General features: G+C 60.3%; 15 protein-coding genes and 2 tRNA genes. 12 read left to right on the top strand and 5 right to left on the bottom strand.

Translation table 11 applies throughout. The features are described 5' to 3' along the window. The first annotated feature begins 10 nt into the window (after nt 1-10). The 5 genes from TR36_RS05690 to TR36_RS05705 all read left to right on the top strand — a co-directional run bounded on the left by TR36_RS05690 (nt 11) and on the right by TR36_RS05705 (nt 2,775). Complete coding sequence (locus TR36_RS05690; protein WP_045389307.1) at nt 11-586, top strand: nucleoside triphosphate pyrophosphatase; 576 nt, start codon at nt 11-13, stop codon at nt 584-586. Next, on the top strand, nt 583-1,617 hold the full coding sequence (locus tag TR36_RS05695; protein ID WP_062762631.1) for a ribonuclease E/G: 1,035 nt from the start codon (nt 583-585) through the stop codon (nt 1,615-1,617). The genes TR36_RS05690 and TR36_RS05695 overlap by 4 nt, the downstream gene beginning before the upstream one ends. Continuing rightward, nucleotides 1,614-1,778 (top strand): DNA gyrase inhibitor YacG, encoded by a 165-nt coding sequence (locus TR36_RS14880; protein ID WP_082714867.1) that lies wholly within the window; start codon nt 1,614-1,616, stop codon nt 1,776-1,778. Before TR36_RS05695 ends, TR36_RS14880 begins: the two co-directional genes overlap by 4 nt. 84 nt (nt 1,779-1,862) lie before the next feature. Beyond that, nucleotides 1,863-1,938, top strand: a tRNA-Phe gene (locus tag TR36_RS05700). Between the two features lie 141 nt (nt 1,939-2,079). Beyond that, nucleotides 2,080-2,775: a haloacid dehalogenase type II gene (locus TR36_RS05705; protein WP_045389305.1), complete on the top strand. Its 696-nt coding sequence runs from the start codon at nt 2,080-2,082 to the stop codon at nt 2,773-2,775. Between the two features lie 152 nt (nt 2,776-2,927). Here the strand turns inward: TR36_RS05705 and TR36_RS05710 are convergent. Further along, nucleotides 2,928-3,014 (bottom strand) — tRNA-Leu (locus tag TR36_RS05710). Between the two features lie 134 nt (nt 3,015-3,148). Between TR36_RS05710 and lipB the strand changes: the two genes are divergently transcribed. Continuing rightward, a complete protein-coding gene (lipB, locus tag TR36_RS05715) occupies nt 3,149-3,820 on the top strand; it encodes a lipoyl(octanoyl) transferase LipB (RefSeq protein ID WP_045389303.1) in 672 nt (223 codons plus the stop codon). Nucleotides 3,821-3,852: 32 nt separating this feature from the next. Further along, on the top strand, nt 3,853-5,100 hold the full coding sequence (locus TR36_RS05720; protein ID WP_045389301.1) for a cbb3-type cytochrome c oxidase subunit I: 1,248 nt from the start codon (nt 3,853-3,855) through the stop codon (nt 5,098-5,100). On the opposite strand, the gene TR36_RS05725 is transcribed toward TR36_RS05720, so the two are convergent. Further along, nucleotides 5,076-5,531 (bottom strand): GatB/YqeY domain-containing protein, encoded by a 456-nt coding sequence (locus TR36_RS05725; RefSeq protein ID WP_045389299.1) that lies wholly within the window; start codon nt 5,529-5,531, stop codon nt 5,076-5,078. The two genes, TR36_RS05720 and TR36_RS05725, sit on opposite strands and share 25 nt — an antisense overlap. A gap of 149 nt (nt 5,532-5,680) precedes the next feature. On the opposite strand from TR36_RS05725, the gene carA reads away from it, so the two are divergent. Together carA and TR36_RS05735 are read left to right on the top strand one after the other, a co-directional pair. Then, a complete protein-coding gene (carA, locus tag TR36_RS05730) occupies nt 5,681-6,832 on the top strand; it encodes a glutamine-hydrolyzing carbamoyl-phosphate synthase small subunit (protein ID WP_045389297.1) in 1,152 nt (383 codons plus the stop codon). A gap of 99 nt (nt 6,833-6,931) precedes the next feature. Beyond that, a complete protein-coding gene (locus tag TR36_RS05735) occupies nt 6,932-8,779 on the top strand; it encodes a glycosyltransferase (RefSeq protein WP_062762633.1) in 1,848 nt (615 codons plus the stop codon). On the opposite strand, the gene TR36_RS05740 is transcribed toward TR36_RS05735, so the two are convergent. Then, nucleotides 8,776-9,411 carry a GntR family transcriptional regulator gene (locus TR36_RS05740; protein ID WP_045389295.1) on the bottom strand — a complete coding sequence of 212 codons (636 nt, stop codon included), beginning with the start codon at nt 9,409-9,411 and terminating at the stop codon, nt 8,776-8,778. The genes TR36_RS05735 and TR36_RS05740 overlap by 4 nt on opposite strands. A gap of 103 nt (nt 9,412-9,514) precedes the next feature. Between TR36_RS05740 and TR36_RS05745 the strand changes: the two genes are divergently transcribed. Both TR36_RS05745 and TR36_RS05750 read left to right on the top strand, forming a co-directional pair. Then, nucleotides 9,515-10,162 (top strand): pyrimidine 5'-nucleotidase, encoded by a 648-nt coding sequence (locus tag TR36_RS05745; RefSeq protein ID WP_045389292.1) that lies wholly within the window; start codon nt 9,515-9,517, stop codon nt 10,160-10,162. 4 nt (nt 10,163-10,166) lie between these two features. Next, complete coding sequence (locus TR36_RS05750) at nt 10,167-11,342, top strand: UbiH/UbiF family hydroxylase (protein ID WP_045389290.1); 1,176 nt, start codon at nt 10,167-10,169, stop codon at nt 11,340-11,342. Here TR36_RS05750 and TR36_RS05755 read toward each other — a convergent pair. Together TR36_RS05755 and TR36_RS05760 are read right to left on the bottom strand one after the other, a co-directional pair. Beyond that, entirely contained in the window at nt 11,339-11,794 is a 456-nt protein-coding gene (locus TR36_RS05755) for an Lrp/AsnC family transcriptional regulator (RefSeq protein ID WP_045389288.1), read from the bottom strand. The genes TR36_RS05750 and TR36_RS05755 overlap by 4 nt on opposite strands. Then, nucleotides 11,791-12,246: an Lrp/AsnC family transcriptional regulator gene (locus TR36_RS05760; RefSeq protein ID WP_045389286.1), complete on the bottom strand. Its 456-nt coding sequence runs from the start codon at nt 12,244-12,246 to the stop codon at nt 11,791-11,793. The genes TR36_RS05755 and TR36_RS05760 overlap by 4 nt, the downstream gene beginning before the upstream one ends. 131 nt (nt 12,247-12,377) lie before the next feature. On the opposite strand from TR36_RS05760, the gene ilvC reads away from it, so the two are divergent. Beyond that, complete coding sequence (ilvC, locus tag TR36_RS05765; RefSeq protein WP_045389284.1) at nt 12,378-13,400, top strand: ketol-acid reductoisomerase; 1,023 nt, start codon at nt 12,378-12,380, stop codon at nt 13,398-13,400. Nucleotides 13,401-13,586 lie beyond the last annotated feature (186 nt).

Raw genomic sequence — 13,586 nt, forward strand, 5'->3', positions numbered from 1 at the left:
AGGACCGATAATGCGCCTGATCCTCGGCTCGGCAAGTCCCCGGCGCAAGGAGCTGCTTGCGCAGCTTGGCGTCATTCCGGACGCCATCCTCCCCCCCGATATCGACGAGACACCGCACAAGGCGGAATTGCCCCGCCCGTATTGCGCGCGCATCGCCCGCGCCAAGGCCGAAGTTGTTCCGGCCGGTCCGGGTGATGTGATTCTCTGCGCCGATACGACCGTGGCCCTTGGTCGGCGTATCATGGGCAAACCTGCCGACAAGGCCGAGGCGGCGCAGTTCCTGCTGGCCTTGGGTGGTCGTCGTCATCAGGTCATCACCTCCGTCGTCGTACGGCGCGATGATCGCTACTGGTCGCGTGATGTGATCAGCGATGTGAAGATGAAGCGCCTGTCCGACATCGAACTGAATGCCTATCTTGATTCGAATGACTGGCAGGGCAAAGCGGGCGGCTACGGCATCCAGGGCGCGGCGAGTGCGTTTATTCCATGGATGCAGGGGTCGTTTACAGGCATCGTTGGCCTTCCCCTGGCCGAAACGGCAGCCCTGCTTGCAGCAGCCGGCTGGCCAATGTGGAGAGAACAATGACAGTGCGGCTTATTCATCTGGACCAGATCCGCGGCCGCGAAGCAGCCGCCCTAATCGTTGACGGCTTGCTGGAAGATCTGCTGATTGCCGCAGATAATGACCAGCCCCTGCCCGGTGCCATCTACCGGGTTGTGGTGGATCGCCAGATGAAGGGCCAGGGCGGCGTTTTCGTCCGGATGCCCAATGGTTCGGGATTCCTGCGGCAGGCAAGCGGCCTGCGCCCGGGCCAGACGATTCTGGTGCAGGTCACCGGTGCGGCCGAGGGGAGCAAAGCCACGCCCGTCACAACACGCCTGCTGTTCAAAAGCCGCCTCTGCATCGTCACCCCCGGTGCGCCGGGCATCAATATCTCGCGGCGCATCCGTGACGAGGGCCTGCGGGCCGAACTGACCATCATCGCCCAAGGCCTGATGGCCGGTATCGAAGAGGATACGGGTCTGATTCTCCGCTCGGCCTGCGAAGAAGCCGACGATGGTGCGATTGCCGATGATATTGCCGCAACCCGTGCCTTGGCCGAGGCTGTGGCTGCCGATATCAACGGCGGGCCGGAGCTGTTGCTCGATGCCCCCGCCCCGCATGAGGCGGCTTGGCGCGACTGGTCGGATCAGCCCGTTGACGAAGTTATAGAAAACGGTTTCGCCAGCCACGGCGTTCTGGAACAGATTGATGATTTCCTGCGCGCGCGCGTCGATTTCCCATCGGGTGGCCATATGATGATCGAGGCCACCAGTGCCCTGATTGCCGTCGATGTAAACACGGGCCCCGATACAACCCCTGCCGCAGGGCTGAAGGCGAATATCGCCGCAGCACGCGACTTGCCACGTCAGCTGCGCCTGCGTGGCCTTGGCGGACAGATCGTCGTGGATTTTGCCCCCATGGTCAAACGGGACCGTGCCACGCTGGATCAGGTTCTGCGCGCCGCGTTCCGTGGAGAGGCATCGGAAACGAGCCTTGTCGGCTGGACCGGTTTGGGTCTGTACGAACTTGTCCGCAAACGGGATCGGCTGCCACTGGCCGACGTGCTTGCATGAGCTGCCCGATCTGCTCCAAACCAAGCGACGACAAGTATCGTCCATTCTGCTCGAAACGGTGCGCCGATGTCGATTTGGCGCGCTGGTTCAACGAAAGTTATGCAGTGCCCGCGTCAGACGAGACACCGACGATCCCCGACGACGATCCAACGCAACATTAACGTCATTTTTTCAAAAATCCCTCTGGACACCCCCCACCCCCTCCCGTATCAGAGCGCCACGAAGCGGCAAACGCCGCACAGCGTGCCCGGATAGCTCAGTTGGTAGAGCAGCGGATTGAAAATCCGCGTGTCGGCGGTTCAAATCCGTCTCCGGGCACCACTAAAAAACCTTCTGATCAGTGTGCCGGTTTATATCACCATCTTGTCAGTCTGGCATATGGCCCTTCGCCATTCGGAACAAACAGCGTAGCTGCCACCTTGTTGTTATGACGTGAAATACATCAACAAGAATGAGCCTCTCATGACTAAAAAGCCGGTTTTGATATTCGACGTCAATGAGACATTGCTGGACCTCGATCACGTGGCCCCGCTGTTCGAGGATACGTTCGGAGATCCTGCTGTTCTGCGAGAGTGGTTCGCGCAGCTGATCCTGTATTCGCAGACCATGTCGCTTGCGGGTCAGCCAGCCGATTTTGCCAATCTGGCTGGCGGCGTTCTGCGAATGACCGGGGCAATCCGGAATGTCGCGATTACGGATGATCATGTCGCAGATCTGAAAGAAGCCATTGGCACCATGCCCGCGCATCCCGACGCGGCCTCGTCCTTGCAGATGTTGCGGGAAAAAGGGTTCCGTCTTGCCACGCTTACGAACTCCGCCCCCTCAGGCAAGCCGTCGGCGCTCGATCTGGCTGGCCTCGGTGATTTCTTCGAGCAAAAGCTGAGCGTCGCGCCGACAGGCCGATTCAAGCCACATCCAGCCACCTATCAGATGGCCTCGACCAAATTGCAGGTCCCGCTGGAACAGATGTGCTTGGTAGCCTGCCATGTCTGGGATACGATCGGCCTCCAGTCGCTCGGCGGTAAGGGGGCCCTTGTCACCCACGGGGTGAATGCGCCGATCCATGCTGACGGTGTCCCCCTGCCCGATCTTGTTGCACCGACACTGGGCGAACTGGTGCAAATGGTTGATCAGGCCTGGGGCGACCTGCAGGACTGACGCAGTTCAGGGATGATTCCCGCAAACGAACGCAGGGAATCATCCGGATACGGCCAAACAGGCATGCAGACAGCCGCGCAAAATTCTGCGTTACGGATCGGAATCATCAATTCTGGATGTTTTTCAATTGTCTATTTTTGCTTTCGCAAAAATGGTGCGGTCGAGAGGACTCGAACCTCCACGGGAGTTACCCCACAGCGACCTCAACGCTGCGCGTCTACCAATTCCGCCACGACCGCACTGTCTTGACTTGGTGTAGCGGGCTTCTAGCCGAGCCTGCAACCAAAGGAAAGAAGTATTTTGCACCTTTTCGACGATTGTATCCGAACGGCATTTCACCCATTTTCAGGGCAAGAAGTGAAAGGCCCCGTTCATGGAATGGTCCCATCTACCCGGCGAAGCCGATTATATCAAAACCCTGGCAGCAATGGAGGATCGGGTGGCGCGTATCGCCACCGGCACCGCTGATGAAGCCGTCTGGCTGCTGGAACACCCGCCGCTCTATACCTCCGGCACCTCGGCAAATCCTGCCGATCTGGTGGCCCCGGATCGGTTTCCTGTGCATGTGGCGGGGCGCGGGGGCCAATACACCTATCATGGGCCGGGCCAACGGGTTGCCTATGTGATGCTGAAACTTGATGCACGCGGTCGCGATGTCCGCAAATTTGTCTGCGCGCTGGAGGATTGGGTGATCGACACGCTGGCCGAATTCGGCGTCCGCGGCGAACGCCGCACCGGGCGGGTCGGTGTATGGGTTACACGACCGGACAAGGAACCGAACCTTGACGGAACTGTCCGGGAGGACAAGATTGCCGCCATCGGGGTCAAGCTCCGCCGCTGGGTCAGCTTTCACGGAATTTCCATCAACGTCGAACCGGATCTGTCGCATTTCGAGGGAATCGTTCCCTGCGGCATACGGGAACATGGCGTGACCAGTCTGGTGGACCTCGGGCTGCCTGTTACGATGTCGGATGTGGATGCAGCACTGGTTGCCACCTTTCCGCGGCATTTTCCGGCGTTGGACAGAACGCCCGCCACGTTATAATAAAGCACGACACTGCCAGACCGGAGATCAGCTTGACCCGCGCAGCCCCCCTGTTGTTTGCAACCGATCCACGGCGGCTCGGTATCCTGTTTATCGCCACCGCCATGATTGCAGGGCTGGTGACGCTTGGCGTCACGGCAGTCATGAGCCTTGGCACAGGGCCTGCCAGTCTGGGAACGGCACATGGCGTGCTGATCACACTGTTCGTCCTTATTCCCGTCCTGCTTGGCGGATTCGGCAATGCCCTGCTGCCTACCCGGATCGGGGCGAAGGGGCTTGCCTTTCCCCGCCTCTCGAACCTGACCTGGTGGCTTTATATTCTGGCGCTTGGCTGTGCGATGACTGCGCTTTTCAGCGGCACCGTCTGGCCATGGGGATTGATAGCGCTTGTCCTGATCGGCATTTCCCAGATCCTGGGCGCCATCATAGCGTTGACCACATTCATCAACATGCGCGCCATGCCTATGGCACAGGCGCCGGTTTTCGCCTGGGCCGTCGCATTGGCTTCGGCCGTCATTCTGGTATCGACTCCTGTCGTTGCCGCGGCGTCGCTTGTCTTGATGGCGGAAACCACAGCACCGGAAACGGAAACGCTGCGGCGGATCCTGTGGATCATCGGGCAGCCACAGATGGTCATCCTTGCCCTGCCCGCCCTTGGCCTGTTGGCCGAGATCGGAGCATCTGAAAAACACTGGCCCCGTCAGGCCATGGTCACGGTGTTGGGTCTGATGGCCCTGGTAGGCACAGTCCTCTGGATGGACCGTGCGATGAATGCACCTGCCCTGCCGGATGCTGATGCGATGTTCCGCCTGTCGGCAGCCATCATCACGCCTGCCGGAATCTGTATTGCGGGTCTATGGTTGGCCTTCTGGCGCAATGCCACCTTGGCGCCCGGAATACTGGGGGGCGGAATCGTTACTGCGACATTGATCGGCACCGCCCTTGCAATGAGTTCGAATATCGGGGCCGATCGTTTGCATGCCATGCTCGGCATCGCATCCATCTTTGCGGCCTATGCCGGTTTCCAGATGTGGTTCGGGATTTTCACCGGCCGTGCCATGGCCCCGCGGGCGGGCGCTGTTCAGGCCGCGCTGGCAGTGGCAGGGGGCATGTTGACCCTGTGGACCAACGCGCCTTTGGCGCTTCACGCAGGTCTGGTCATCTCGTTTATCGGATTTGCGGCGCTGATCGTGATTGCCATCCACGCCGCGATCCATGGCCCTGCCGTAACATCACAGGGCCATATTCTTCCGGATCAGCCCAGCCGTGCCTTGACCTGAGGGCCGACTGCCGCGAAATCCATCTGTCCGGTATATTTACCCTTCAGCTCTGCCATCACGCGGCCCATGTCCCGCAGGGATGTGGCGCCTGCCGCCTCGATTGCGGCATCGATGGCAGCATTCACTTCGTCAACGCTCAGTCGACGGGGAAGGAATGCCTCGATCACCTTGATCTCTGCCTTTTCCTTGGCAGCCAGATCGACACGTCCGCCTTCTTCGTACATCCGGCTGCTTTCCTGGCGCTGTTTTACCATGCGGCTCAGGATTGCCAGAATCTCGTCATCCCCCACAGCCTCCTGACCTTCGGCACGGACGGCGATGTCACGATCCTTGATGGCGGCATTGATCAGGCGCAGGGTAGACAGGCGATCTGCTTCCTTCGCGCGCATCGCGTCTTTCAGTGCGGATTGCAGTGTGTCGCGAATGGCCATCAAAAGCTCCCTTATAACAAACCAGCACATTACCCTTTGCATTCCGCCGGAGCAATCGACCTTGGCGGCACAAATGATTTACTGCCGCACCTTGACCCTGCACCCGCAAAAAGCATAGGTTCCGACCGTTTATCAAAAGGAGTCGCGCGATGGAGCCGCAATCGAAACCCACCGCCTGTCTGGCGTTGGCCGACGGCACGGTCTTCTACGGTCGCGGCTTTGGTGCCGTGGGCGAAACCGTAGCCGAGCTGGTGTTCAACACCGCGATGACCGGCTACCAGGAGATCATGACGGACCCGTCCTATGCCGGTCAGATCGTGACATTCACCTTCCCCCATATCGGCAACGTCGGCACCACCGCCGAAGATGACGAGACCGCCGACCCCGTGGCCGCAGGCATGGTCGTGAAATGGGATCCCACCGAACCGTCGAACTGGCGTGCCACCTCCGACCTGACGAAGTGGCTGGCGGCCAAGGGCCGCATCGGAATCGGCGGTCTGGACACACGTCGCCTGACGCGGGCCGTACGCCAGCAGGGTGCGCCCCATGCCGCCCTCGCCCATGATCCCGAAGGCAACTTCGATGTAGAGGCGCTGGTCGCAAAGGCCCGCCAATGGCGCGGTCTAGTCGGCCTTGATCTGGCACGTGACGTGACCTGTGCCCAATCCTATCGCTGGGATGAAATGCGTTGGGCATGGCCCGACGGCTTCAAAACGCGTGAAGGGGCCGGGCTGAAGGTTGTCGCGATCGATTACGGTGCAAAGCGCAACATCCTGCGCTGCCTTGCCTCGGCCGGTTGCGACGTGACGGTTCTGCCCGCCACGGCCACGGCGGAGGATGTGCTTGCGCTGAACCCCGAGGGTGTATTCCTGTCGAACGGCCCCGGAGATCCTGCGGCGACCGGCGAATATGCCGTGCCAATGATCCAGGGCGTATTGGCCAAGGACGTTCCGGTCTTCGGGATCTGTCTTGGACACCAGATGCTGGCACTGGCGCTTGGCGCACAGACGGTCAAAATGAACCACGGCCATCATGGTGCCAACCACCCCGTAAAGGATGTGGATACCGGCAAGGTGGAAATCACCTCCATGAACCACGGCTTCACGGTGGATAGCCAGAGCCTGCCCGCAGGCGTCAGCGAAACGCATGTCAGCCTGTTCGACGGTTCGAACTGCGGCATCAAGGTGGATGGAAAGCCCGTATTTTCCGTACAGTACCACCCGGAGGCCAGCCCCGGCCCGCAGGACAGCTATCACCTGTTCGAACGCTTTGCCGATGCAATGAAGTCGCGTCGTGCCTGAATGGCAGCGGAGGCACAACCTCATGGTTAACAGTCTCCGAATTAATGCCTGATTAACCTTATCGCGCGAACACTCCCGTATAATCCGGAGTGTCGCGCGATGAGCCTTCTGCCTGTTTCCTTTGCCAATACCCGAGCAGAGCGTCCTGCGTCGCATTCCCGACCGTCCTTTGCGTCACTATTGCAGGACAGTGGGGCCCTGGACCCTGCCGGTATCGCCACAGCGCGCATGTTTGCCGCAGAACGCGGGATCAGCCTGCCCCGTGCCGTCATGGATCTGCGCCTTGTACCGCAGATGGTTCTTGCACCGCTGCTGGTCCGCCATTTCGGAATGCGCAGGATTGATCCGACGCTGCAACCCCCCGACCCCCGTCTGATTGACAGGCTCGGCGCCGCATTCTGCACCCGCGAAGGGGTGCTGCCCTGGCGGGACACCGGTGGCATCACTGTCATTCTTGCCCCGCTGCCCGAGGTTTACGAACGGCTGCACGAGCAGCTGGACCGTTGCTTTGGCCCGGTGGTCTGTGCCTTGGCGGACCCGGAGGCGATCACGGCTGCCCTGCTGGATGCCCGGGGGGCAGCAATGGCCCAAGCGGCACAATCGGCAGTTCCTGACCGGTTCAGCTGCCGTGGCTGGAACAGTGCCGCCATGCAGGAGCCGGTGATGTTCGGCCTCGTAGCACTTTTGGGCGCGATTATCCTTTGGCCGGCAGCCATGCTTGGAATAGCGACGGTCTGGGGGATCATCTCGCTGATCCTGTGCATCGGGTTGAAGCTGGTCGCCGCAATCGCAGCCCATCGCCGTGACAAACCCCGCCCTCCCGAGGCTGCGCCGGCGCATTTGCCCGATGTCTCCATTATCGTGGCCCTTTATCGCGAGGCGGATATTGCGGAACGCCTTGTTACCCGCCTGTCCGCGCTGGATTATCCGCGGGACAAGCTGGAGATCCTTCTGGCAATCGAGGAACGGGATACGCTGACCCGTGACGCCCTGCATCGCGCCCGATTGCCCGAATGGATGCGCATTGCCGTGGTGCCGCACGGCAAACTGAAAACCAAGCCCCGCGCATTGAATCATGCCTTGGGAATGTGCCGCGGGTCCATCGTGGGAATTTTCGATGCCGAGGATGCGCCAGTGCCCGACCAGATCCGCCGTATTGCAGCGCGCTTTGCCGCGGCGGGGCCGGATCTGGCCTGCCTGCAGGGAATACTGGATTACTACAATCCCCGTACCAACTGGCTCGCACGGTGCTTCACCATCGAATATGCCACGTTGTTCAGGGTGATCCTGCCGGGCATCCAACGGCTGGGCATGGCCATCCCCCTTGGCGGCACCACGCTGTATGTCCGCCGCGAGGCGTTGGAACATGTCGGCGCATGGGACGCGCATAATGTGACCGAAGATGCCGATCTGGGAATCCGGCTGGTTCGCCACGGCTACCGGACAGAAGTGATCGATACCGTCACCTACGAAGAGGCGAACTGCTTGCCCGTGGCGTGGGTCAAACAACGTTCCCGTTGGCAAAAAGGCTATATGATGACGTGGATCGTTCACATGCGGAATCCGCGCATTCTGCGTGCCGAAATCGGCAATCGGGCGTTCTTCGGATTCCAGATCATGTTTTTCTGTGCCCTGTCACAGGCCATTCTGGCACCGGTCCTTTGGTCCTACTGGATGCTTGCACTCGGCTTTTCGCATCCTGTCACCTCCGGCCTTCCCGGATGGGCGGTCATCGTTCTGATCGCGATGTTCCTGCTGACAGAGGCCATCAATATCACCATAGGAATACTCGCCCTGCGCCGCACAGGCCATAAGATGAGCGCGCTATGGGTGCCGACGCTTCTGTTCTATTTTCCGCTGGCCACCTTCTCCGTCTACAAGGCGCTGTGGGAAATGGTACGCAAGCCGTTCTATTGGGACAAGACCACCCACGGCCATTTCGGTTAGCGCAGGGGCAATTCTCCGGCATCTACCAGCAGGCGCGTTTCGAAAGCACGGGAAATATGGCTGCGCAGCGCCTCGTCGGCGGCATCGCCATCGCGCGCCTCGATTGCCCGCACGATGGTGTCATGCTCGGCAATGGCCACTTCGTCCCGCCCCTTGGCCGCCAATGACGTACCCGCCATCAGGGCCATGGACCGTTGCAACAGGCCAAGCTGCTGCACCAGAAACCGGTTGTGCGAGGCCAGATGGATCTGCTTGTGAAACCTGCGGTTGGCACGGCTCAATACCTGCGGATCGGCCCCGATCAGATTCTTGTCGTCCTCGACCATGCGGCGGAGAACGGCAACTTCCTCATCCCGCGCATGGTGGGCTGCAAGGCGGGCGGCCAGCCCCTCCAGTTCCGAACGGACGGCGTAGAATTCCGCAAGCTGTGTGTGATCCAGCGAAGCGACAATCAGGCTACGTCCGTCCCGCACGACCATCGATTGCGTTTCCAACCGCTGCAACGCCTCGCGCACGGGGGTCCGTGAAACGCCTAGGCGTTCGGCCAGCTCGGATTCCACCAGCCGGTCACCCGGCTTGTAAACCCGTGTCTCGATCGCTTCGATGATGAGCGAGTAGGCGTCCTTCTGCATTCCGGCCCTTTCCTGCGGGCAAGGCCGCCCTGAAAGCTTAGCGTCATTCCCACCCCGGATACAACCGATTGCCGCCCGAAGGTCCGAAGGTTATCATGCCGTTATGATACCAGACAGTTTTCGCCATGTGCGCGCATGGGTGTTCGATCTTGATAACACCCTCTATCACCCCTCGGCCCGTCTTTTCGACCAGATCGAGGTGCGGATGACCGATTGGGTCATGCGGACCCTCTCCGTCACCCGCGATCATGCCGACCACCTGCGGGCCACCTACTGGCGCCTTCACGGAACGACGCTTGCAGGCCTGATGCGGGAACACGGGGTCGACCCCGTTCCCTATCTGGAAGATGTGCACGACATTTCCCTTACCCATCTGACCCCGGACGCAGAGCTTGCCCGGGGAATTGCAAATCTGCCGGGGCGGCGCTTTGTCTATACCAACGGATCGGCCCCCTATGCCGAACGGGTGCTTGCAGCGCGAGGGCTTTCGGGGTTGTTCGACGGCATCTACGGCGTGGAGAATGCCGATTTCCAACCCAAGCCGGATGAAACGGCCTATCGTACCGTATTTGCCAAAGCGGGCATCGATCCCGCCGAAGGCGCGATGTTCGAGGACGATCCCCGCAACCTTCTGGTGCCGCACGCCATGGGCATGCAAACCGTTCATGTGGCTGGTCTTGCGACACATGAATCCCATATCCATTATCATACCGACGATTTGAGCGGATTTCTGGCTCGTATTCTGGAATAAGCGCATGGACACAGACATCTTGATTTCGGGCGGCGGAATCGCCGGCATGATTGCGGCGGCGGCATTCGGATCCGCCGGATTCACGGTTGTCTGTGTGGACCCCGCCTCTGGAAAGGCGGCTGCGGATGAGCGTTCGACCGCCTTCCTGCAACCCGCGCGCGACGTTCTGCGGCGGGCGGGCCTGTGGGACACCCTGCTGCCGCATGCGGCCCCATTGCAAGTCATGCGGATCATCGATGCCGGTGGTCCCGAAGGCGAGGCGCGCCAGAACGCCTCATTCGATGCTTCCGAGATTTCTGATCAGCCCTTCGGCTGGAACTTTCCCAACCGGCTGCTGCGCGATGTCTTGCCACAACGACTGGCAGAGATGGCAAATGTCTCCTTCCTGCAGAACATCACCACCACCGCTCTGAACACACGCGAGACAGAGGCGCGGGTTACGCTGTCAGATGGCCAGCGTATCCGGGCAAAGCTGGTCATTGCCGCAGATGGCCGCGATTCACCCATGCGCCGCGCGGCAGGTATTGCCGTTCGTACAACCCGGTTCGGGCAGAAGGCGCTGAGTTTCAGCGTATCGCATACCATTCCGCATGATAACATCTCTACCGAACTGCACCGTAGCGGCGGGCCCTTTACGCTGGTGCCGCTTCCGGATCGCGATGGCACCCCCGCATCGGCCGTCGTCTGGATGGAGCGCGGCCCCGAGGCAGAGCGTTTGCGTGCCCTGCCCCGAGAAGCTTTTGAAGACGCCATCAACGAACGGTCCTGCGGTGTTCTGGGCCAGTTGCGCCTCATAACGGAGATCGGAATTTTTCCGATCATCGCCCAACGCGCCGAACGGATGGCCGGGCAGCGTATCGCCCTGATGGCCGAGGCCGCACATGTGCTGCCCCCGATCGGGGCACAGGGCCTGAATACATCCTTGGCCGATCTGGCAGCGCTGCTGGATCTGGCTATCGCCCGCCCTGAAGGATTGGGGGATGCGACAATGCTTACCGCCTATCATACCGCCCGGCACAACGATATCCGCCTACGCTCTTTGGGGATCGAGATGCTGAACCGTGCCTCCATGATGGCTCCGGCCCCCTTACGAGATTTGCGATCGGCCATGTTGGGGCTGCTGCATGGCGCGCCGCCCGTTCGCCGCGCACTGATGCGGGCAGGATTGGGCGCGCGCTAGATCGGGCCGGGCCGGTGCTCTTCGGTCAGCAGGACATTGGCTTCCACCTGCCCCACGGCTGGCAACGTCATGATCCGGCGGCGCAGGATGCGTTCGAAATCGGCGATATCGCGCGCCACGACCCGCAGCCTGTAATCGAACAGGCCCAGCACGTGTTGCACGATCTGCACCTCGGGGATGGCAGTGGCAGCGCGTTCGAAATCCTCAAGGCTGACACGCCCCTTGGTCGCCAGCTTGATCCCCAGAAATACCGTCACCCCATAACCAAGCGCGTCCCGATCCACGCTGATCCGGCGGCCGGCCAGGATCCCCGCCTCTTCCAGCCGGCGGATGCGCCGCCACGCTGCGGGCTGGGACAGCCCCACCCTGCGGCCAAGCGCCCCGGCCGATAATGTCGCATCGGCTGCCAATGACCGCAGGATGGCACGGTCGGTTTCATCCAGATCGATCATATCGGCAAAGCCTCGGCATTCTTGATGGTTGAAATCAGCATCAACGCCTCGATATCGGTGATATGCGGCAGCGTCAGGATACGGCTGCGATAGATTTCCTGATAATGGCGCATGTCCCGGGCAATCACGTTCAGCCGCACGTCCACACGGCCAAGGAATGTCTCGATGTTCAGCACTTCGGGCACCGAGCGGGCGGCAGCGATGAAGGCATCAAAGGCACGCGGCTCGGTCTTATCCAGGGTAAATCGCAGCGACACTTCCACCTCGTACCCAAGGGCGCGCCAATCGATGATCGCTTCCTGTGCGCGGATAATCCCCTGCTCGGTCATCCGCTCCAACCGCCGCCACGCCGTTGCAGCGGCAACCCCTGACCGTTCCGCTATGTCCGCCGTTCCTGCCGATGGGTCCGCCAGAAGCTGCCGAAGCAAACGGCGGTCAGTATCATCAAGCATGATTCATCCATAATTTTTCATAATACGCATCATATTCTTTTATGTTTGCGATATTATGGAATTTTGGCAAGACATTTTCATGCGTTATCTATATTCTGCTCAAGAAGAATGCAGAACCAAAGGAACGTTCCATGCGCGTTTATTATGACCGTGATTGCGATATCAACCTGATCAAGGACAAGAAGGTCGCAATTCTCGGATATGGCAGCCAAGGGCACGCCCACGCCCTGAACCTGCGTGACTCCGGCGCGAAGAACCTTGTTGTTGCCCTGCGCGAAGGCTCGCCTTCGGCAAAGAAGGCCGAATCCGAAGGTCTGACTGTCATGGGCATCGCCGAAGCTGCGGCCTGGTGTGACCTGATCATGTTCACCATGCCCGATGAATTGCAGGCCGATACCTACAAGAAATACGTTCACGACAATATCAAGGAAGGCGCTGCAATCGCATTCGCCCACGGTCTGAACGTACACTTCGGCCTGATCGAACCCAAAGCCGGCGTTGACGTGATCATGATGGCACCCAAGGGCCCGGGCCACACCGTGCGCGGCGAATACGTAAAAGGCGGCGGCGTACCCTGCCTCGTGGCTGTTGACCGTGACGCAACCGGCAAGGCCATGGAAATCGGCCTGTCCTATTGCTCTGCCATCGGTGGCGGCCGTTCGGGCATCATCGAAACCAACTTCCGTCAGGAATGTGAAACCGATCTGTTCGGTGAACAGGCTGTTCTTTGCGGCGGTCTGGTCGAACTGATCCGCATGGGCTTCGAAACGCTGGTCGAGGCAGGCTATGAGCCTGAAATGGCCTACTTCGAGTGCCTGCACGAAGTGAAGCTGATCGTCGACCTCATCTATGAGGGCGGTATCGCGAACATGAACTACTCGATCTCGAACACTGCCGAATACGGCGAGTACGTTTCGGGCCCGCGCATTCTTCCCTACGAAGAAACCAAGCGCCGCATGAAAGAAGTTCTGACGGACATCCAGAACGGTAAGTTCGTTCGTGACTTCATGCAGGAAAACGCTGTTGGCCAGCCGTCGTTCAAAGCGACACGCCGGATCAACGACGAACACCAGATCGAAAAAGTCGGTGAAAAGCTGCGCGGCATGATGCCCTGGATCTCCAAAGGCAAAATGGTCGACCGCGAGCGGAACTGATAAAGAAAGGGCGCCCCACCGGGCGCCCTTTTCATTTGCGGGCCGTGGCCCTGATCCGCGCAGGCTTGTTATGGGCCCGGAGCAGCACCACGACAGACAGCATCATGGCCAATATTACATAGGTTTCGATCTGCATGGCGCGGTCCTTTTGTAATTGCCTGTCCTCAACCGCCCCCGGCAGACGTT

This window comes from Falsirhodobacter sp. alg1 (assembly GCF_000739715.2).
Taxonomy (GTDB): Bacteria; Pseudomonadota; Alphaproteobacteria; order Rhodobacterales; family Rhodobacteraceae; genus Falsirhodobacter.

Coding starts and splice junctions, on each gene's coding strand:
- TR36_RS05750 (WP_045389290.1), top strand. CDS start 10,167: ATGGACACAGACATCTTGATTTCGGGCGGCGGAATCGCCGGCATGATT.
- TR36_RS05690 (WP_045389307.1), top strand. CDS start 11: ATGCGCCTGATCCTCGGCTCGGCAAGTCCCCGGCGCAAGGAGCTGCTT.
- carA (WP_045389297.1), top strand. CDS start 5,681: ATGGAGCCGCAATCGAAACCCACCGCCTGTCTGGCGTTGGCCGACGGC.
- ilvC (WP_045389284.1), top strand. CDS start 12,378: ATGCGCGTTTATTATGACCGTGATTGCGATATCAACCTGATCAAGGAC.
- TR36_RS05745 (WP_045389292.1), top strand. CDS start 9,515: ATGATACCAGACAGTTTTCGCCATGTGCGCGCATGGGTGTTCGATCTT.
- TR36_RS05740 (WP_045389295.1), bottom strand. CDS start 9,411: ATGCAGAAGGACGCCTACTCGCTCATCATCGAAGCGATCGAGACACGG.
- TR36_RS05755 (WP_045389288.1), bottom strand. CDS start 11,794: ATGATCGATCTGGATGAAACCGACCGTGCCATCCTGCGGTCATTGGCA.
- TR36_RS14880 (WP_082714867.1), top strand. CDS start 1,614: ATGAGCTGCCCGATCTGCTCCAAACCAAGCGACGACAAGTATCGTCCA.
- TR36_RS05735 (WP_062762633.1), top strand. CDS start 6,932: ATGAGCCTTCTGCCTGTTTCCTTTGCCAATACCCGAGCAGAGCGTCCT.
- TR36_RS05725 (WP_045389299.1), bottom strand. CDS start 5,531: ATGGCCATTCGCGACACACTGCAATCCGCACTGAAAGACGCGATGCGC.
- lipB (WP_045389303.1), top strand. CDS start 3,149: ATGGAATGGTCCCATCTACCCGGCGAAGCCGATTATATCAAAACCCTG.
- TR36_RS05760 (WP_045389286.1), bottom strand. CDS start 12,246: ATGCTTGATGATACTGACCGCCGTTTGCTTCGGCAGCTTCTGGCGGAC.
- TR36_RS05695 (WP_062762631.1), top strand. CDS start 583: ATGACAGTGCGGCTTATTCATCTGGACCAGATCCGCGGCCGCGAAGCA.
- TR36_RS05705 (WP_045389305.1), top strand. CDS start 2,080: ATGACTAAAAAGCCGGTTTTGATATTCGACGTCAATGAGACATTGCTG.